The following is a 21,433-nucleotide window of genomic DNA, read 5'->3' as shown; positions in this document are numbered from 1 at the left end:
TAAGTTATTAGTTGTGCTAATTAAGTTCCATGCTGCGCTTCGAATTCATTTCAAACTGAAATAATCTTAGCTATCCTTCATTATCTTTTCAAAAGGTGCCTATTTTACCACATCTTTTGAAATTGTTTTATGTTTTCATTTATAAATTCTTAAATTCCTATATTCTTAAATTCTTACTTCTTATATTCTTATATTCTTAAGAATATATATTTTTACCATTTAAATATAACTAAAACAGAAATGATGGTCATGCTTTTGCGAAAGCGTTATATCAAAATATTTATCCATAAACATTTATGCCTTCCTAATTTCAGAATCTAGCCATCATATCTCTAAATTACTCTTCCATTTTCGAAATATGTCTGCACTAGAAATAAGTAACATATTTGTGGAGTGTTCATTAGAAATTGTGTTTATGCTTTTGATTATAAGTTATTCAAATGTGCTTGTTCAAAAAGTGAGAGTCCAAATTTTATTTGGGTTCTCGAACTTTCTCTGTGAGCGCTTACCTTTGAGGCCAAGCATTTTGGGCACAACTTAAATCTTAGAAGCACTCACAAAATTTCTTAGGAACCGGAACCAAAATATGTTTCTTATTTCGGCAATCTATTTTCCAAATGCTGCTGCCCAGTCTGCTTTAAATCTTTCTAATCCTTGATCTGTTAATGGGTGTTTTACATTTGCATTACTAAACTATAAGGCACTGTTGATATATCTGCGCCTGCTTTTGCTGCTTCTATTACATGAATTGGATTTCTTACGCTTGCTGCTATTATTTCTGTTTCTATTCCATGAACTGCAAATATTTCTGCTATATCTCTAACTAAATCCATACCTATCATTGAGATGTCATCTACTCTTCCAAGGAATGGGCTTACATATGTTGCTCCTGCATTTGCTGCAAGTAAGCTTGTGTTGCTGAGAATATTAATGTTACATTTGTTTTAATTCCTTCACTAGCTAATACTTTAGTTGCCTTTAAACCTTCAGCTGTCATTGGAATCTTTACTATCATATTCTTATGAATTGCTGCAATTTCTCTTCCTTCTTTTATCATTCCTTCAGCATCTTCACTTACAACTTCTCCACTTATTGGTCCATCAACTATTTCTGTAATTTCTTTTATTACTTCATTGAAGTCTCTTCCTTCTTTTGCTATTAATGATGGATTTGTTGTTACACCACATATTACTCCCATTTCATTTGCTTCTTTAATGTGTTCCACATTTGCTGTGTCTAAGAAAAATCTCATTTTATTAACATCTCCTCTTTGTTTAATTAAAAATCATTTAATATATAAGGTTATCTCAAATAAGAAATTTTAATTTCTTACTTAAGACTCACCTTTATGTAAAAATTTATTTAATAACACATAAGAAATTTGCTCTTAATTCGGAGTTCCAATCAAAAATCAAGAACATAAATCTAATATGAAATAAATAGATATTTAGTTTTATATAAAAGGCTTGTTAATCTGGAGTTCCAATCAAAGATTAAGACTCCCCTTAATATAGCTATGCTTACATAACTTTAAAAATATATTTTAAAAATTTATTTAATAAGTTTTTAAATTAATAGAGCAGCTTTCACCACTCCATTATTTAATTTCTAAGAATTCTTCTATAGGCATCATAGCAGCTCCTAGTAGATAAGATTCTTTAAAACTTGCAATACTTATACTGCAATTATTTTCATTTGTAAATAAGTTATCTTTATAAACCTCTTTTTTAGCATATCTATCTTATCATTAAGTAAATTATTTATATCTCCACCTATTACTATGCTGCTAGGATCAAATATCATAACCAAATTCGATAGACCTAAAGACAATGTTTTTAAATAATCATTTAATACATCATGAGCATCTTTGTCATTTTGATTATATCTTTCTTCAAATTCATCAATATCACTAATATTTGAACTATTAGCTTCATTATAACTATCAATCAGAGAATTCATAGATGTGTATGCTTCTAAACAGCCTCTAGCTCCACACTTACATTTTTTTCCATCAATTGCTATCTTAGTATGACCTAATTCTCCTGATGAGTTATTGTCACCTCTGTAAATTTTTCCATTTATTATTATACCGAGGCCTAAACCTTCTGTTATTGATACATATAATAGATTTCTTAGTATATCTCTTTTATTTAAAAAACTCGTAGTAAGCAGATAAATTTGCTTCATTATCTACATATACTGGAATGTCTAAGTATTCGAACTTTTCCTTTAAATTAAAATCTTTGGCGCCTAACAAATATGAATACTTTATTATGCCTTCTTTAAAATCTACGGTTCCAGGTAATGAAATCCCTATTCCTAATAAATTTGCAGAGCATAAATTATATTTCTTCATTAACAAATCTATATTTTCATTAAGTAAATTTATTATGTTCTCTATTCCATCACTATTATGTCTAACTCGCATACTTTCAATAACTTTTTTCTTTATATTTACTAATGATATCTTTATATGATTCGGTGTTAGTGCTTACTCCAATTGAATATCTACAGTTTTCATTCAATTTAATAGCAATTGCTTTTCTTCCTCCTGTAGATTCCAACGATCTTACATCTTCTACAATACCTTCGCTTTTCAATTCTGTAATATTTGTAGAAACTGTTGTTATACTTATATCTAATATTCTAGATATATCTAATTTGGTGATCTCATTTTTCTTTAATAATAATGCTATTATCTTTTTTCTGTTAGTTTCTTTTATTTTACTGTGATTTACTTCTATCAAACTTTAAAATACTCCTCTCGACTATTATCAGTAATAGTAGCTTTTTCTTAAATAATATCACTATTATTATTTTTGTTAAAGTATTTAAAAAACTATATGATTTTTTTGCTAAAATTCGATTACTACTACACACCCTTAATTAATTATACAATTACTTAACTAAGATGATTGATTTATATCTTTAATATATTTAAATATCTTTTATTCTTGGATAAGCTGAATTATATGTTTCATATACTTTTGAGTATACTTCTTTTAATTCTTCATTTGGAGAAACTTTCTTGTTTTCCTTTTACGATTCTATCACAAGCATCTTCTACAGAATCATAGATTCCTGCTCCAACCCCTGCTAGTATTGCAACTCCAAGCGCACCACCTTCAGATGCTTTAACTGTAGTTAATGAATATTGGAAAATATCAGCTAATATTTGTCTCCATACAGCACTTTCTGCTCCACCGCCACTTACTCTTATTTCATCAATGTTTACATTCATGTCTTCGATTAAATCAAGGCAGTTTTTCAAACTAAAGCTAACACCTTCTAATATACTACGTACAAAATCATCATGGTTATTTATTAGTGATACTCCTAAAAATGCACCTTTTACATTAGGGTCTATATGAGGTGTTCTTTCTCCCATAAGATATGGTAAGTAAACAATTCCATTAGAACCAGGTTTTGATTTTGCTGCTTTTTCAGTTAATAAATCATAGATATCTCTTCCTAATTTCTCGCTTTCTTCAACTTCTTTAGCGCAGAATGTTCTTTTAAACCAGTTCAATGATAGACCAGCTCCTTGAGTAACACCCATTATATGCCACTTACCTGGTACTGCATGACACAAAGTATGAACTCTTCCTTCTTTATCAAATCTAGGTGTATCAGTTGCCGCAAATACTACTCCTGAAGTACCTATTGTTGTTGATATTATTCCTTCTCTTACTATTCCATTTCCTATTGCTCCTGCTGCTTGGTCTCCAGCACCGCCAACAACTGGTGTATCTACTGCTAAGTTTGTTAATTTTGCAACTTCCTCTGTAACTTTTCCACTAACAACTACTGATTCATAAACATCTGCTAATATGTTTTTATCTATATTTAACTCATTAAGTAATTCTTCGCTCCAGTTTCTAGTATTTATATCTAACATTTGCATACCACTAGCATCTGAAACTTCTGTTGCAAAAACATTAGTCAATTTAAGTCTAATATAATCTTTTGGAAGAAGTATTTTGTAAATTTTATTATAGTTTTCTGGTTCATTATTTCTAACCCACAATAATTTTGAAAGAGTAAATCCAGTTAATGCAGGATTACCAGTGATCTTAATTAGTCTTTCTTTTCCGATTACTTCTGTCATGTAATCACATTCTTTTTCTGTTCTTTGATCACACCAGATTATAGAATTTCTAATTACATTAAGATCTTTATCTACCATAACAAGCCCATGCATTTGGCCACTTAATCCAATACCTTTAATATCAGAAGCTTGTACACCACTTTTTTCAATAACATCTTTTATTCCCTTTACACATGCCTGCCACCAATCTTCTGGATCTTGTTCTGCCCATCCTACCTGTGGTTGGAATAAATCATATCCATAAGTTGCAGTTTTTATTGTAGTTCCATTTTCATCAAAAAGAGCTGTCTTTGTTCCTGATGTTCCAATATCCAATCCTAATAAATATCTCATTAATAAACCTCCTAAGTTATATATCTTTTCTAAATTAACATAATTACAAACTTTTTACTCATTTTTTTAAATAACTTTTTAAATGTATTTTAATAAGTTTATTATACTTCCCTTTTTCATCGCGGTCAATAGTTTTTTGAATACATTTTCATTTTTTATTTTACTAGTTATTTTTGTATTTAGAAAGTTACACTTATTATAAAATATCTAGTCAAATAGAGTCTCAAATAAAAAGGAACTTCTTGCAATAATAATACTAAAAAATATTACAAGAAGTTCTTTTAACTATAAATTTACAAGTTAGAAGTTTTTTCAAATGTATTTACATAGAGCTTACCTTTAAGGCTAGCCTTTGGATACAACTTCTAATCTTAGAATCATCCATAAAATCCCGTACAAGTCGGAATAAAAGCATGCTTCTTATTTTGGTGAGATGAATAAATCTATATGATATATTATTTATTTATGATCCTCAAATATATATTGATTAACTATAGATTCTAACAACTCTTGTCTTCCAGATTTATTTATTATAGGGTTATTGTTTAACGCATATGCTTCTAATTCTTTAAAGCCAACTTTTCCTTCAACAATTTCTTTACCTATTCCTTGTGTAAAGCTTGAATATTTTTCTTTTATAAAGTCTTCCAAATCACCATTTTCTAAAAGTTTATAAGCAACTCTCAATCCTTTAGCAAATGTATCCATTCCTGCTATATAAGCTAAGAATAAATCTTCTTTTTCAAATGATGCCCTTCTAACTTTAGAATCAAAGTTAACACCACCTGGTGCAATCCCTCCATTTTTAAGGATTTCATACATAGCTAATGTAGCATCATATATATTTGTTGGGAACTGATCTGTATCCCATCCAAGTAACGGATCTCCTTGATTAGCATCTATGCTGCCTAAGAAATTATTGATTCTTGCAAAATGAAGTTCATGTTGGAATGTGTGTTGTGCCAAAGTAGCATGATTTGCTTCAATGTTAACTTTAAAATACTTATCAAGGTTATAATTTTTAAGGAATCCTAAAACTGTTGCTGTATCAAAATCATATTGGTGCTTTGTTGGTTCCTTTGGCTTTGGCTCTATTAAAAATTGTCCTGTAAATCCTATTTCTTTAGCATAATCAACAGCCATTTGAAGTAATCTAGCAAAGTTATCTAATTCTAAGCCCATATCTGTATTTAATAGAGTTTCATATCCTTCACGTCCACCCCAAAAAACATAGTTTTCTCCATCTAGCTCCTTTGTTATTTCAATTGCTTTTTTAATTTGTGCTGCTGCATAAGCAAATACATCCGCATTACAGCTAGTACCTGCACCATGAACATACCTTGGATTAGTAAAACAGTTAGCTGTTCCCCATAAAAGTTTTTTATTATACTTTTTCATTAAACTTTTACACAACGCAACTATTTCATCTAAATTTTTATTAGTTTCTTGTAATGTTTTTCCTTCTGGTGCTATATCTCTATCATGGAAGCAGAAATATTCTATGTTTAGCTTATCCATTAATTCAAATGCTGCTTCCATTCTTGCTTTAGCTAAATCCATTTCATTAGTTTCGCTGTCCCATGGACGAATCATAGTCCCAACACCAAACGGATCTGCTCCTGTAGCTGTTAATGTGTGCCAATAAGATAAGGCAAATCTTAAATGTTCTTTCATTGCTTTATCCCCAATAATTTCGTCTGGATTATAATATTTAAATGAATATGGATTTTTAGAATTTGCCCCCTCGTAATTTATTTTCGAAACATTTTCAAAGTATTCTCTCATATGATACCCTCCTCATTTTTACTATATTAAATATAAATTTTTTCTAGTAAATAGCGTAATAACTTATTAAGCCATTTATCTATCTATTTATAAAAGCCAACGTTAGTAATAACTAGCCCTTATATATAAATCAAATTTGTTTGATTTTAATGAATATTCTGAATTTTATTTTGTATAACAAGCTTTAATCAAAATAATTATTAAAGTAAGTCAAAGTACTTATTCTTTTGATATTCACTACTTAAAATATATTTTGAAATAACTTTTTAAATGTTGTTTTATAAGCTTATAATACTTTCTTTTTTTTATATAGTCAATAGTTTTCTGAGTACATTTTCATGTTATTTTTTAATAAAATAATTCATTATAATTATGTCCGTTTCATACCTTTTTATGTTAAACAAAATATAGAATTAATATACCATATATACAGATAACAGCAGACAATATTAATTATAGCCTGCTGTTATTCAAATGATTTTTCGTCACTAATTTATATAAAGTTTTAATTAAGATTATATAATCATTTTCAAAGAATTATTTCTTGTTTTTAGATGATATATCCATCCATACTGCTATTAGTAATATTAAACCTTTAACGATGTATTGCCAGAATGTTGGAGTATTCATCATACTCATACCGTTATCTATACTAGCCATTACAAGTGCACCAACTAATGCTCCAGCAACTGTACCACTACCACCTGCTAAACTTGCTCCTCCGATAACACATGATGCAATTGCATCCATTTCTGCATTTTGACCAGCTGAAACTGATCCTGCATTTAATCTTGATGTAAGTAATATTCCAGCAACTGCGCAAAGTAATCCAAGTACTGAATATATAACAATAATATGTTTTTTTACGTTTATACCAGATAATCTTGCTGCATCTCTATTTCCACCAATTCCATATATTCTTCTACCAAATATAGTCTTTGTTCCTACAAATGCTAATATTAAAGCTAAAAGTAACATAATGAAAACTGGTATAGGAAATCCTTGATAGTCATTAAGAATTAACACTAGAACTAATGATATAACTCCAATTCCTACTATTGTAAGTACATCTAAAGCCATTGGTCTAACTTCAATATTATATTTAATCTTATTCTTTCTATTTCCTAATATTAAATATGCTGAACCTACAATTGCTAGCACTACTAATATATAACCTACAACTGTTGGTAAATACGCTTGTCCTATAGCTTTGAAATCTGCTGTTAATGGTGCAACAGTATTACCACCTGTAATTCCTATTAATACACCTCTAAAAACAAGCATACTTGCTAAAGTAACTATAAATGATGGCACATTTCTAAAGGCTATCCAATATCCATTCCAAGCTCCCATAATAACTCCAAGTATTAATGTTATTACCACTGTTGGGATAGCTGAAAAACCAAACCAAACATTTAATATTGCTGCAATTCCTCCAAGTAAACCTAAAGTTGATCCTGCTGAAAGATCTATTTCACCTAAAATGATTACAAAAACCATGCCTATTGCAAGTACACCAGTAATTGACATTTGTCTAAATAAATTTGATAAATTTCTTGTTGTCAAAAAATTTCCATCTGTTAAAAACGTGAACAAAACCCATATTGCTGCTGTTGCTATTAATATTGCTGCCATCTTAGATTTAAATATAACCCCTAAACCTAATTTCTTTTCTTTTTCTGAACTTGTACTTTTACTTAATTGCATCTTATATTCCTCCTACAGAAGTTTTAGTTTCTTCGCTATAACTCTCACTAACTTCTTCATTTTTCTTTCCTACAGAATAATTCATGATCATCTCCTGAGTTAACCCATTATTCTCAAGACTTGCCTTTATTTCCCCTTCATTCATTACTAGAACCCTATCACTAATTCCAAGTACTTCTGGAAGTTCTGATGAAACCATTATTATAGATATTCCTTGTTTAGCTAGCTTAAATATTAACTTATAAATTTCATACTTAGCTCCAACATCAATTCCTCTAGTAGGTTCATCTAATATTAATATTTTAGGTTCAGCAAGAAGATTTTTTGCTAGTATTACTTTTTGTTGATTTCCACCACTTAGATTTTTTATTGCTAATTCAGTTGATGCAGTCTTTATTTTTATTTCATCAATAAATTTTAAAACATCCATCATTTCCTTATCTTTATCTATTACGTTTAATGGCCTTTTATATTTCACTAAATTACTCATTGTCATATTTTTAGCTACACTCATACCCGCAATTATTCCATCTTTTTTTCTATCTTCTGGAACCATAGCTATTCCTTTGCTTAAAGCATCATTTGGATTTTTTATGTCAATTTTTTTACCCTCAAAATATACTTCACCGCTCTTTTGACCTTGGAAACTTCCATATATGCTTGCCACCATTTCTGTTCTACCTGAACCTACTAAGCCTGAAATTCCAAGTATCTCCCCACGTCTTAAGGTAAAACTCGCATTTTTTACTCTTTTTATGTTCTTATTAAATGGATCTAAAACGTTAAAATTCTTTATCTCAAAAAATTCTTCACCTATTTTATGTTCTTCTCTAGGGAATAGATTTTTCATTTCTCTTCCAACCATCATTTGTACTAGCTTATCTTGATCTATCTCACTAATAGGAACTTGTCCTATTGTTGAGCCATCTCTAATTACAGTAACATTGTCACATATTCTTGTAACCTCATTAAGTTTGTGAGAAATATAAATACATGTTACTCCATCTCTTCTTAAATCATCTAATATTCCCATTAACACTTCTACTTCACCTTCGCTTAAAGAGGCAGAAGGTTCGTCAAGAATCAATAGTTTTGCATTTTTAGATAGAGCTTTTGCAATTTCAACTAATTGCTGATGTCCAATTCCAAGATCCCCCGCTCTAGTAAGCGGATTAACATTCAGCTTAACCCTATTTAATAATTCATTTGTCTTATTTAACTGTTCACTAAAATTTACTAGTCCACGTGCGCCAATTTCATTTCCTAAAAAAATATTTTCTGCTATAGATAATTGTTTTATAAGTGCTAATTCCTGATGAATAATTGCAATACCAACACTTTCAGAATCTTTTATACTTGTTTGGCTTAATTCTTTTCCTTCAAAAATTATTTTTCCAGAGTAAGACCCAGCAGGATGCTCTCCGCTCAAAACTTTCATCAGTGTGGATTTTCCAGCTCCATTTTCACCACAAAGAGCATGGATTTCTCCTTTTTTAACTTTTAAAGTTACTCCATCTAATGCCTTTACTCCAAAGAATTCTTTGACTATATCTCTCATTTCTAAAATATACTCACTCATGAAATGCTTATCTCCTTTCTATATTGGAGTCTGACACAATATCTTCAGACTCCAATATTCTTATTTATTTGCTTGGTCTTTTGTCTTCTGGTACATTTTTATATACATCATCAAACTTTTGGAAACCATCTTTAATTACAGTATCTTTCATGTTATCTGCTGTAACTGCTATCGGAGTAAGTAATACTGAAGGTACATCTTTTTTACCATTGTTAGTTACAGTACCGCCTGTTTCAACATCTTCACCCTTAGCCATCTTTACAGCCATTTCAGCTGCTTTTGCAGCAATATCTTTTATAGGTTTGTATATTGTCATTGTTTGAGTTCCTTCAACAACTCTTTGGCAACCAGCTAAATCTGCATCTTGTCCAGAGATTGTAATTTTTCCTGCTAAGCTTTGTGCTTGTAATGCTTGAATAGCACCACCTGCTGTACTATCATTTGATGCAACTACAGCATCAAGTTTGTTATTATTTGCTGTCAAAGCATTTTCCATTATCTTTAATGCTTCCTCTGCTGACCAATCTTTTACCCATTGATCCCCTACTAGTTTTATATCGCCCTTATCTACATAAGGTTTTATTATGTTCATTTGTCCTTGTCTAAATAATTTTGCATTATTGTCTGTTGGAGATCCTCCCATCATGAAATAATTTCCTTTTGGAGTTTTATCCACGATAGCTTTAGCTTGTAATTCTCCAACCTTTACATTATCAAAAGATACATAGTAATCTAAGTCACTATTTGTAATCAATCTATCATAAGCCAATACTTTTATTTTATTTTGGTGAGCTTCTTCTACAATTGGTGCTATTGATTCACCGTTATGTGGTATTACAACTAAGACATCTACCCCTTGAGATATAAGATTCTCAGCTTGTGACATTTGTGTTGGATCATCCCCATTTGCAGATTGGAAAACAACATCTGCTCCAAGTTTCTTAGCTTCTTCTTCAAAGATTTCCTTATCATGCTGCCATCTTTCAAGTCTTAGGTCGTCCATACTTACACCAATTTTTATTTTCTTATTTCCATTGCTAGATGTTTGTGCATCTTTTTTAGCTCCACATCCTGTCAATGCTGAAAATATTAGTACCCCACTTAGTGCCAAACCTAATAATTTAATCATTTTTTTAGATTTCATCTTTTTCTCCCCTTTTTTTTAATTATAGATCTCTTTTACAGTTTTAATTATATCCGTTATAGTAAACGTTTCAAATAGACTGGTTTGCTAATTTATAATCTTATATTGCTATCTTTTTACAGCAAATTTTTACTAGTAAATAATTCAAAACATAAAGAAAATCCAGACTAATATCTAAATATAAGAAATAGTCTGGACTTTTTTATTGTTGTGATATGTTGTTAGTAATATATTGCTTTTTATAAATTAAAAAATTCCTGAATAATAAGTAACATATCTTTCGCTAATTGATTTTAAAAAATCTTTTCTTCCATATTTCCTTTAAAATTTGCAGGACTGACACCTTCATATTTCTTAAATACTTTGCTGAAATAATTAGGATCATTGTATCCTACTTTGTAGCAAACCTCTTTCACATTCATTTCTCCAGTTGAAAGTAATTCCTTTGCAACATCTATTCTGCATTTATTCACATATTCCGAAAAATTAATGCCGGTTACTTCTTTAAATGTCCTACTAAAATAATAGACACTTAATCCAAAATTGCTTGCTACCTTCTCTAGTTCTAATTCTGTTTCAATATTTTCTCTAATAAATTGTTTTACACTTTCAAATAGTTTCATCTTTATTTTATTTGAATTTTTATTTTTACCTAACTTTGTATCCCCTGATATCCCGACTGAAAAACTATCATTCATCAATTTTCCTTCTATATCATCAATATAAATAATATTTACATTGTCTGAGTTGTATACTAAACACTTCATAGCTTGTCTATAAGATTCCACAATTTGCTCTACTGAATCAAATATTTCTCCAAGACCTGCTCTTATTGAAATATTGAATCTCTTTTTTATTTCTCTTCTCAAATTAAATGCAAGGTCAATTTCTAAACTTTTAAAATCTTCAGTTTCCTCATTATCTATTTGTATAAAATACGTTAATTCTTCATAAAATACATAATTTCCTATGCATTTATATCTTCTGTTTATATATTCTTTAACATATTCTCCTATCTTAATCCTAATTTGATCTCTTTCAACCCTACTAATATCTTTATAAGCATATTTGTCTTTTATTGAAATAACCATTGCATAGCTATTCATAAAACTCATATCTAAACATTGCAGATACATTCCATAATCAACGCCTTTAAGTTTATCATTAATTATTAGATCACTTAATTGATTTTCAAGCACAGGCAATAAAGTATATATTTTCTCTTTATCTTTAATTTCACTTTTTCTTTTCTCCTGTTCTTTTTTCACCCATTTAATTCCCACAGCAATTTTTTCTATAATCTCTTCCTTAGTAAACGGTTTTAGAAGATATTCTTTCACATTTATTTTTACAGCTTCTAATGCAAAATCAAAATAATCGTATGCTGTCAAAATTATGCTATATAAATTTGGTAAAGTTGCTGTCATTTCTTTCAATGCCTGTATTCCATCAATTCCTGGCATTTTTATATCAATAATAACTATATCTGGTCTGATACTTTCAGATAGTTCAATTGCTTCTCTCCCATTTTTGGCTTCGTATATTTCTAACTCTCCTAAAAAATTCTCTTTTATTATATGTTTAACGGTCTCCCTATCATACTTTTCATCATCAGCAATTAATATTTTCATCATTATTCTCATCCCCCATTATAGGTATTTTCAAATAAACTTTAGTCCCTTTGCCTTCTTCACTTTCTACTTTAAACATATTTTTCTTGTTATATAAATATCTAAGCCTCTTTTCTACTATATTTATTCCAAGGCCTGTTGTATGCCCTGTATGTTTTGCATCATAATTATAATTATTAATCTTATCCAAAACTTCTTTAGAAATGCCAACACCATTATCTTCAATTAAAACATTACACTCACCATTTTCCTCATCAATATATATATTTATATATCCACCATCTTCTTTCCCTTCAATCCCATGTATAAATGCATTTTCTACTAATGGTTGTATTGTCATTCCAGGAACTTTAACTTTTTTCATATCCATATTTGTACTTAGATTAAATTTTACCCTATCATCAAACCTGCACTCCTGAATATAAATATAATCCTTTACAATCTTTATTTCATCTTCTAATAGTGCATTTGTACTCATACTTCTTAAAGAATATCTTAAAATATTAGATACTGATTTAATTAATTTACTTGTAGTTATCGCATTTTCCATTATTGCTGTCGCGTTTATACAATTTAGAGTATTAAATAAGAAATGTGGGTTTATTTGAGACTGTAATACCTTTAAATCAAATTCTTTTAAAGCATTCTCATATTTTAGATTTTTCATCTCCTCCTCTTTTAATTTTTTTTCTAATACGATCTTCCCATTAAGGGAGCTAATAAGATTTTTTATATCTGTAATCATGGTATTAAATGTTTTTGTTAAAATATCTAACTCATAAATGTCGGTTTTGTTACCTTCATAATATTCAAATTGACCTTTTGATACTTTGTTTGATATTTCAACCATACCCTTTAAGCCCTTAGATATATGTCTTATAAATGTTAATGCATAAACTACACATAAAGCTAAAATTAATATAAGATATGTAGCTAGTCCTATATATATTACGCTGCTATTTCTATTTAGTTCTTTATATGCTATACTATTAGCCTCTAGAAAATTTTGCATTAAAGTAGATGCATATGCATCACAATATGATGCAATATTCTTGGCTGCTACAAAATCATCATAGTAAAAAATGTATCCCTCCTTATTTTCATACGCAGATATTGTATTTTTAGAACTTTCTATATAAGAATCTACAGTATTATCTAAATCTCTCAAAATATATTGATTTACATCATCAGAATTTTTCTTAAGCTTACCAATTTTTTGTTTTGCAAGAATCACCTCATTATTATAACTTTCTTTTTTACTCGGGGTTCCATTCAATATATATTGATTAAAATTATCTAAAGAGCTATCAACATGCTGCTTAATTTCATTAGTAATGAGCATATTGTTAAGCATATTAACATACCCATCCTCGATTTTTTTGCTCATCGCTAGGGATATTATATTGCATATACATATAGGAATAATTAAGCATATAACAAACATTATAAATTTACTATTTAAACTCTTAGTTTTCAATTTTATCATCTCCTCGCTTATAGCTCCATATATTACTATTATTAATTACATTCACATCGATTAGTGATTTTGAAAACTTATTTGATTTTCCTTCAATTTTGTCCATAATAATATTAACTGCCCTATAACCCATTTCATTACTTTTCTGCACTATTGTTGCTGAAACTAGTCCATTTCTAATATTGCTTAAAGTATCATCCAAATCATCAAAACATATAATTTTTACCCTATCCTTATAATTTAAATCTTTTACTGCTCTTGCAGCGCCTATTCCGTCAAGAGCTGAGGTACAAAATAAAGCATTTATGTTATCATTTCTATTTAATATTTTTCTTGTTATGATTTCTGCCTCAAGAAGCATCGCATCCGATGAATCTGTATCTACAATTTTCAAGTTAGAATTCGATTTTATATATTCTGTAAAGCCTTCTACCCTTTCTTTCTGATTCTTTACGTTTTTTCCTCCCATTACTATTGCTACATTTCCAGACGTTCCTATTTGCTTGACCATTTCCTTTCCGGCAACTTGTCCAGCTAAAACATTATCTGTACCAACATAGGCTATTCTATTGCTATCTTCTTCATCTGAATCTATTGTAACTACTGGAATACCTTTCTCCATTGCGCTATTAATTTTCTTTTTATATTGTCCTTCTTCTTGTACATATGTTATTATACCACTCACCTTTGCTGATGTAGCCATATCAAAAAGTTTTAGCCCATCTTCAGTACTTGCAGTTGTAGGTCCTAAAAATTCAACCACTGCACCTCTTTCTTTAGCAGCTCTTTCTGCGCCAGCTTTTATATCAAGCCAATATGGATTAGTCTTTATATGAGAAATCAGCACTATCTTAGGTTTTATCGGTTCCTTTTCTACTTTCTTGTCCCTTAATAAGTTAATAAAATATAAATTACTCCCTAAAAAAAGAGCAATAAGTATAATGACCAAAACGCTCTTTAAGAATTTCATTACTAAGATCTCCTTTTTAATAAAATTAATGAAATAAATAATATTATAAAACCACTTTTAAAATGTCCTTTAATAATGTTATTCTATATTTGTTCTTTTTCTAAGTCAATATATTTTTGTATAGCTTTTCATAAGAGATAAAATAACAATATCATAAATAAACATTTATTAAAATTATAAAATAGCTTCTTTAGTAAATTTTCAAATCTTTTGCTGCTCACTTTCACATTTATAATTTTATGTAGACAATATAAGATTCTTTAAATAAAGAGACTAAAATAACTACAAATACTTAATTAGCTGAACTTTGACCATTCTATAATCCTCAAATATATAAACATTTTTGAAGGCTAAACATTTATACTTTTCTAGCTAGAAAAATAATAGGGTTAGAAGTAACAAAAAAAGCTACTTTTAACCCTAGCATCATTTATAGATATAATCTATATTCTATTTATAATATGAGTACTATGCAAAATTAAATTTTAGATAATTTCATCCATTCCATAGTACTTATTACATTACTAAATTTTAAACTTTGAGCAATTAAAGTAGCTTTATGAAGATCTTTACTACTTATAGAACCCACTTCATTATTTACATCTATAGTTCCTGTAGTATTCTCTTTTGCATAATCCATTACCTTCAATATATTATCAAAGCTATTATTAGGATAAGTTACTTTTAGTTTACCTGTAAAATATTCATTTTGCACATCAATTACTAGCAATGCTTTTTTCATTTTCATTCCACCTTTACATTTGCTGATCTACTTATATTTGTTATACTAATAGTATCTTAAATTAAGGTTGAAATGTGAAAGAGATTCGTTAGTTTCTCTTTAAAAATGAAAGGATTTTAGGCTCTATGTTTGATGAAATAGATTTGAAGATTTTAGACATACTATTGATTAATTCAAAAATACCACTTAAGGAAATTGGCGAGCATGTACACCTAACCCCTCAAGGAGTATCCAATAGAATTATACGACTTCAGGATTTAGGTATAATAACACAGTATACTGTATGCATTAATAATTCTATGCTGGGCAAAAACATTACTGCATTTATTACTATTTTCATGAAAACCACACAACATGATAAATTAACAAAATTTATTAAAGAAAATACAATTATAACTGAGGCACATAGGATTAGTGGAGATGGCTGCTATTTGCTTAAAGTCATATGCTCTAATATGGATGAAATTAATTTATTACTTGATAAAATCATGGAATATGGTACCTACAGATTAAGTTTATCTACCTCAACAATAAAGTAATAACTATTATATATGTTGTAATAGTTAATTTAAATTTAAATTTCTAATACCTAAATAACTGTTTGGAAAATAAGTCCATACATTTGTGAGCAATATATAAATTCACTAACATAATTATGAATCCCAAAACAGAATATGAAATAATAATATTTGATGTATACACTTTGGCTATACTTTTAATAATATAAATACAAATTGGCAAAAAGATAATGCTTGTAACAATTGCTGGAACATATTTTCTTATTATTAATGCTTGAAAACAATGTATTATTAAATGTGTGGTAAAAGCAATAAATAGGCCAATCCATAAATTAAACCAATTTGCTTTGTACGAAATAATAGTAATTATGATAATTAAAATAAATTCTTCAGCAACCCCAAAAGCAAAAGATGCTGTTGTAATATTATCGAAATGAGGCAATAACTTTTTTGATAACTTTGGAAACTTTTCAGATAAATAATACCTATTTTTATTTATCCATGATTGGATAAAAATTATTTCTTCAAAATCATGGATTATAAATAGCATAGGAAAAAACCATATAATTGCTTTCATATTGCTCATTTCAATCCTCCCATATATTATTTCATAAAAATTAGATTAACAGACATTAGTTATTTTTTATCTATCATTTCCTTATATATACTAATCTTTTTATCCAAGTGTATTATATTTTCTTCAATTTTTCTTTTTTCAATATTTAACCTGTCCATTTGTTCTTCAAGTAATTCTAATCTTTCCTTAATTGTATCATCGCCATCATATCTCAATTTAGAATAGTATTGTATCTGCTTAATTGGCATATTTATTTCCTTTAATCGGATTATAAATTTTAGCCACTCAATATCTTTTTCAGAATATACTCTTTTGTTAGCTTCATCTCTTTCAGGATAAATCAGACCAAGCTTTTCATAATATCTTAGTGTATCAATGCTCAAACCAATTTTTTCAGAAAACTCTCCTATATAATAATTCAAAATAATCACCTACCTCTTGACATGGAGTTAACTCCAGCATATATGATAATATTATCAAAAAGTAGGAGGTATTACAATTATGGAAAATAGATATGAAAAAGGGCTAAATAAACTTAACGAGGTTGATGGAAACGCTGGAACAGCTGTAATAGAATCACTTAAGGATATAGCTCCAGACCTTGGAAAATACATTATTGAATTTGCTTTTGGAGATATTTATACAAGGCCAACATTTGATTTAAAACAAAGGGAACTTGTTACTTTATCTGCTCTTACTACACTAGGAGGGTGCGAAAACCAATTAAAAGTTCATATTAATGGAGCATTAAACGTTGGGATCTCTAAAGAAGAAATAGTAGAAGTATTCTTACAATGCATTCCATATGTCGGCTTTCCAAAGGTATTAAATGCTGTAGCGGTTGCAAAGGAGATTTTCAATAATTAATTTTATAATTAATTAAGAGCTCAGAATTTTTATAATTTTAAGGCATATTAAAGAAAATAGCAAGTCCAAAATGTTATGATTATTTCTCATCAGGCGAGGAAGCAAATTAGTCTCATAGCAGGTCTCTATTAGGGTAATTTACTGACGCAGGATGGTAAAAAATAGGCTTGGCAGATGGACTTCTTATTTTTTGATTATGCCTAAATTCTAAAAAAATAAGTTTTATATTATTCTTTATATTGTTTTTAATATTAAATTTATCTACAGTAATAATCATCATATATAATGAATTTTTTGTTAATTGGCTTATAGCCCATCTCCATTAATGAATTTATACGTTCAGTTGCCATTGGAACTGCTTTCGTTAAGATATGCTTAACATCAAAAGATACGGGCTTCAAAAATAATCTTTCAGATTCTAAAAATTCTTTATTCACTCTAACACTCCCATCTTTTATTATTTAAACTCTTTTTCATGCATTTTGAAAAAGTCATAATATGTACGTACATTTTCCAATTCTGTCCACCGTTTTACATCAACAGGATTTTCATCGAGATCATATATTTTCGCGCCTTTCATAGCAAGTATAAATGGTGAGTGCGTTGATATAATAAACTGACATCTTAAAAACCGTGCGGAATCCTCAATAAAATTCATTAATTCCATTTGACGTTTTGGCGAAAGACTATTTTCAGGTTCATCCAATATATATAGTCCATTCTCATCAATTTTTTCAGTAAAATATATAAATGCGCTTTCTCCATTTGAATATTCTCTGAAATTATCCATTAATCTATTTCTCACAAATTTTGATTGTGTTTTACTCCTAGCAGTATTTACTTTTTTTAATTGTTCATAATCTGCCATCGACTTCATTTGGAATCGAGAATATTTAGACTCCAAATATTCTTCAAAAAGCTTTTCTCTCTTTATGTCAATTCCTTCATTTATACTACGAATATTTAGGATATAATCAAATACATCATCACTAGTAATAATCTTACTATTTTTAGGAATATCTGTTTCAACATATATATCACACATATTGACATAATCAGGAAAAAAATTAGATTTATTATAGATAGAATCACGGCTTACTCCTATTTTTTCTGCTATAACATTTAACGCTGTTGATTTTCCAGAACCATTTCCTCCATACAGAATAGTAACTGGTTCAAAATCAATTCTTTTAAGACCATGTTGTGACAATACCTTAAACGGATAAAACGAGTCATAACAGGTTCTTTTTACCTTCATGAAAAAGTCAAATTCCATATCCTCATTAGGGAATGTAAAATAATTCAAATAAACCATCTCTTTTCTCCTTCTCAGATAAATTGCAATTTATATTATATCCACTGTATAAAAGCGGTCTTATCATTTTGATTATATCCTGCTTGTTCATAGAAGTTTAGCGTACTATCTTTTTTAGAGCCAGTTAATAGCATTAATTTATAACACTTCTCTTTAAGTGCTATTTCTTTTGCGTAGTTCAAACAAGCTGTTGCTAATCCTTTATTTCTATAATGTTTATCAGTCACTACATTTTCAATAAATGCATATGGTCGTTGATTGTGTGTCAAATTTGGTATTATGACACAAACACACGAAGACACTATCTTTCCTTCTTCCTCTGCAATAATAATATGATGTTCTTTATCTTCCAAAATTCTATTCCATACTTCCATTATTTCTGGTGTTTTTCCTGGCATAGATTCACCATGAAGTTGCATATATAATTGCATTAATCCATTAAAATCTTCATTTATTATTTCCCTTATCATGTGATCATCCCCCCTGCATACATTCTAAGATGAGATAATATCTATCTAAATTGCTCCATCTTCACATTTTGACTGTTGCTATTATTAATAATCTTGGTGCCACTACTTGTTCCAATGATAATACGATCACACATATTAATAAATAATCCAGTTTCTAGTACTCCAGTTATTTTATTAACTTTATTATAAACATCATTAATGTTCATTGGCTTTCCTATATGCAAATCAACTATATAGTTACCATTATCAGTTACAAAAATCTCTTCTTCCTTCATTCTTATTTTGGGATTTAATGAATAATCCTGTAATTCTTTAATTACATGTTTGTATCCATATGGTAATATTTCAACTGGTAAAGGAAATTCTCCAATACCATCAACTAATTTACTTTCATCCATAATCCATATAACTTCATTAGCCAAACTCGCCACAATTTTTTCTCTAAATAAGGCTCCACCACCACCTTTAATAGCATTAAATTCATTATCTATTTCGTCTACGCCATCAATTGCTAAATCAATCTTATCAACTTCATCAATTGATAATAAAGGGATCTTAAGTTCTCTTGCTAAACTCTCAGTACTTTTTGATGTTGCTACAGCTTTTATCTTCATTCCATTTTTAATCAATTCTCCAACTTTTTTAATCATGTAATAAGCTGTCGAGCCTGTTCCCAATCCTAATATCATCCCATCTTTTATATATTCTGCTGATTTTTCTCCTGCAACTCTTTTTTGATCCATACTTACCTCCAAAGATTTTATAATTCTATTCCTACTTTAAATTCTCTATCTGTATAAATTTGTTTTTTCTTGAATATCATTTATATAATATTTTTCCCACTACACATTTTTCAATATTCACGACTCGTAAATATTGCCGTAAAATAGCTTTGATTCTTTTGACTTAAATATTACACATATATTCTTATCGTTTAAATCATGGTATCAGAGAATTTCATTTACCAACAAATTGTTAATCCAACCTATCATACAAATTATAATTTCGTTTCGCTTTATGTAAATTATATCATTTCCTTACAATTATTTTCATTAAATATAAATAAATTTATCACTATCTAATAATACTCGCGACTTTCATTCCACTTATATTTAATTTTTCTCCTTACTAAACCGCCCCCATATTAATGCTGTACAATAATATAATTTTTAATTATCATCTTAAAACCCTATAATTCTCTATAATCCATTAATGTATTTGTCTGTAGCTTACTACTTAATCCAATCTTATTTCCCCCCTAATTCTATTTCTAGGTATGAAAAAAGAGCCAAGATTTTACTCTCAGCTCTAGACTTCTTTTGTTAATTCCTTTTTATACATATTTCCAAGCAATATAGCTATTCCTGCAATGTTTAGAGTAAAAAAACTAATTTTTATGGGAATTGTTATGATATTGATAGAAATGATTCATTTTTTATGGTTAGTTACAAATTTTCCAAAAAATCTTGTAGCATCTCAGCTGTGATTCCCCATATATTATAAGTTTCATATTTATAAAATAAAGATCTATAATTAGCTTCTCTAAATTTATAGTTTTCCCTATTAACAATTAAATCATATGGAAATTCTTTATCTCTCTCAATATTTATTTTATTATTATATACACGAGGCTTATTATCTAAAAGATAGGATAACGGTACATAAAACACATGATCAACCTCATCTTCACTTATCTTTATTTCATCAAGATCTTTAATAATTCCTACATACGGATGAATTATTATACCATCATACCTTACTATAGTATCTAATTCATTTACTATATTAATGCTTTTTACGCCAAGTTCTTCGGATATTTCTCTAAGTGCAGCTTCCTTAGGAGATTCATTTCCATCTATCTTCCCACCCGGAAAACATATATCTCCTGGCTGACTCCTTAATTTTTTAGACCTAACTTCAAATAATACATGTACTTCATTATCAATCTCAACTAGTGGAATAATTATAGCTGACCTTCTCATTCTTTTCCAGCCATTAATATATGGTTTCTCATCTTTTAACTTATTCATAATATATTCTAAATTCATATCCTATAATCTCCTCCTATCTAGTTATGTTATAAAAATATTATATCAAAATCATTATCTTAGCGATATGAAAATTATATTCTTCTAAACATTATAAAAAAGCTGCTAAAAACAAAGTTTGAATTTCATTCTTAACAGCTTGTAATCCTTGCCTTACTAAAA

Annotated in this window: 17 protein-coding genes and 3 pseudogenes; 2 read left to right on the top strand and 18 right to left on the bottom strand. The window is 28.8% G+C overall.

The window, feature by feature from the left end; all coding sequences use genetic code 11:
* Nucleotides 1-606: 606 nt before the first annotated feature.
* The 11 genes and pseudogenes from fsa to AXY43_RS27230 form a co-directional block, all read right to left on the bottom strand.
* Nucleotides 607-1,252, bottom strand: a pseudogene (gene fsa, locus AXY43_RS27280) (fructose-6-phosphate aldolase).
* Nucleotides 1,253-1,597: 345 nt separating this feature from the next.
* Nucleotides 1,598-2,747 (bottom strand): annotated as a pseudogene (locus AXY43_RS28695) (ROK family transcriptional regulator).
* A 190-nt stretch (nucleotides 2,748-2,937) separates the two neighbouring features.
* A pseudogene (gene xylB, locus AXY43_RS27270) lies at nucleotides 2,938-4,441 on the bottom strand (xylulokinase).
* A gap of 459 nt (nucleotides 4,442-4,900) precedes the next feature.
* Nucleotides 4,901-6,226: a xylose isomerase gene (gene xylA, locus AXY43_RS27265; protein WP_023976124.1), complete on the bottom strand. Its 1,326-nt coding sequence runs from the start codon at nucleotides 6,224-6,226 to the stop codon at nucleotides 4,901-4,903.
* Between the two features lie 537 nt (nucleotides 6,227-6,763).
* Entirely contained in the window at nucleotides 6,764-7,933 is a 1,170-nt protein-coding gene (locus tag AXY43_RS27260) for a sugar ABC transporter permease (protein WP_012058598.1), read from the bottom strand.
* Between the two features lies 1 nt (nucleotide 7,934).
* On the bottom strand, nucleotides 7,935-9,512 hold the full coding sequence (locus tag AXY43_RS27255) for a xylose ABC transporter ATP-binding protein (protein ID WP_012058597.1): 1,578 nt from the start codon (nucleotides 9,510-9,512) through the stop codon (nucleotides 7,935-7,937).
* 64 nt (nucleotides 9,513-9,576) lie between these two features.
* Nucleotides 9,577-10,656: a D-xylose ABC transporter substrate-binding protein gene (gene xylF / locus AXY43_RS27250; RefSeq protein ID WP_012058596.1), complete on the bottom strand. Its 1,080-nt coding sequence runs from the start codon at nucleotides 10,654-10,656 to the stop codon at nucleotides 9,577-9,579.
* Nucleotides 10,657-10,949: 293 nt separating this feature from the next.
* Nucleotides 10,950-12,290 carry a response regulator gene (locus AXY43_RS27245; protein WP_023976125.1) on the bottom strand — a complete coding sequence of 447 codons (1,341 nt, stop codon included), beginning with the start codon at nucleotides 12,288-12,290 and terminating at the stop codon, nucleotides 10,950-10,952.
* The gene (locus AXY43_RS27240) at nucleotides 12,268-13,764 is read right to left on the bottom strand and encodes a sensor histidine kinase (RefSeq protein ID WP_023976126.1); all 1,497 of its coding nucleotides are present in this window, start codon (nucleotides 13,762-13,764) and stop codon (nucleotides 12,268-12,270) included. The genes AXY43_RS27245 and AXY43_RS27240 overlap by 23 nt, the downstream gene beginning before the upstream one ends.
* Entirely contained in the window at nucleotides 13,754-14,734 is a 981-nt protein-coding gene (locus AXY43_RS27235; RefSeq protein WP_023976127.1) for a substrate-binding domain-containing protein, read from the bottom strand. The genes AXY43_RS27240 and AXY43_RS27235 overlap by 11 nt, the downstream gene beginning before the upstream one ends.
* A 478-nt stretch (nucleotides 14,735-15,212) precedes the next feature.
* Nucleotides 15,213-15,476, bottom strand: coding sequence for a hypothetical protein (locus AXY43_RS27230; protein WP_105412484.1), 264 nt, complete (start codon nucleotides 15,474-15,476; stop codon nucleotides 15,213-15,215).
* A gap of 125 nt (nucleotides 15,477-15,601) precedes the next feature.
* Here AXY43_RS27230 and AXY43_RS27225 point away from each other — a divergent pair, with 125 nt between their 5' ends.
* Entirely contained in the window at nucleotides 15,602-16,015 is a 414-nt protein-coding gene (locus tag AXY43_RS27225) for an Lrp/AsnC family transcriptional regulator (RefSeq protein ID WP_012058591.1), read from the top strand.
* 43 nt (nucleotides 16,016-16,058) lie between these two features.
* On the opposite strand, the gene AXY43_RS27220 is transcribed toward AXY43_RS27225, so the two are convergent.
* Together AXY43_RS27220 and AXY43_RS27215 are read right to left on the bottom strand one after the other, a co-directional pair.
* Nucleotides 16,059-16,580 carry an HXXEE domain-containing protein gene (locus AXY43_RS27220; RefSeq protein WP_077869507.1) on the bottom strand — a complete coding sequence of 174 codons (522 nt, stop codon included), beginning with the start codon at nucleotides 16,578-16,580 and terminating at the stop codon, nucleotides 16,059-16,061.
* Nucleotides 16,581-16,630: 50 nt separating this feature from the next.
* Nucleotides 16,631-16,993, bottom strand: coding sequence for a MerR family transcriptional regulator (locus AXY43_RS27215; RefSeq protein ID WP_077869506.1), 363 nt, complete (start codon nucleotides 16,991-16,993; stop codon nucleotides 16,631-16,633).
* A gap of 79 nt (nucleotides 16,994-17,072) precedes the next feature.
* Between AXY43_RS27215 and AXY43_RS27210 the strand changes: the two genes are divergently transcribed.
* Entirely contained in the window at nucleotides 17,073-17,438 is a 366-nt protein-coding gene (locus tag AXY43_RS27210) for a carboxymuconolactone decarboxylase family protein (protein WP_023976132.1), read from the top strand.
* A 257-nt stretch (nucleotides 17,439-17,695) separates the two neighbouring features.
* Here the strand turns inward: AXY43_RS27210 and AXY43_RS27205 are convergent, their stop codons facing one another.
* The 5 genes from AXY43_RS27205 to AXY43_RS27185 form a co-directional block, all read right to left on the bottom strand.
* Nucleotides 17,696-17,875 (bottom strand): hypothetical protein, encoded by a 180-nt coding sequence (locus AXY43_RS27205; RefSeq protein WP_023976133.1) that lies wholly within the window; start codon nucleotides 17,873-17,875, stop codon nucleotides 17,696-17,698.
* 20 nt (nucleotides 17,876-17,895) lie between these two features.
* A complete protein-coding gene (locus AXY43_RS27200; RefSeq protein ID WP_077869505.1) occupies nucleotides 17,896-18,753 on the bottom strand; it encodes an AAA family ATPase in 858 nt (285 codons plus the stop codon).
* Between the two features lie 35 nt (nucleotides 18,754-18,788).
* A complete protein-coding gene (locus tag AXY43_RS27195; RefSeq protein ID WP_077869504.1) occupies nucleotides 18,789-19,223 on the bottom strand; it encodes a GNAT family N-acetyltransferase in 435 nt (144 codons plus the stop codon).
* Between the two features lie 41 nt (nucleotides 19,224-19,264).
* Complete coding sequence (gene rpiA, locus AXY43_RS27190) at nucleotides 19,265-19,966, bottom strand: ribose-5-phosphate isomerase RpiA (RefSeq protein ID WP_077869503.1); 702 nt, start codon at nucleotides 19,964-19,966, stop codon at nucleotides 19,265-19,267.
* A 702-nt stretch (nucleotides 19,967-20,668) separates the two neighbouring features.
* On the bottom strand, nucleotides 20,669-21,271 hold the full coding sequence (locus AXY43_RS27185) for an NUDIX hydrolase (RefSeq protein ID WP_017209294.1): 603 nt from the start codon (nucleotides 21,269-21,271) through the stop codon (nucleotides 20,669-20,671).
* Nucleotides 21,272-21,433: the final 162 nt, after the last annotated feature.

It is taken from the genome of Clostridium sp. MF28 (genome assembly GCF_002969175.1).
Classification (GTDB): Bacteria; Bacillota; Clostridia; order Clostridiales; family Clostridiaceae; genus Clostridium; species Clostridium beijerinckii.
The sequence above is the reverse complement of the archived record's forward strand: the minus strand, read 5'-3'. Positions and strand labels throughout refer to the sequence as shown.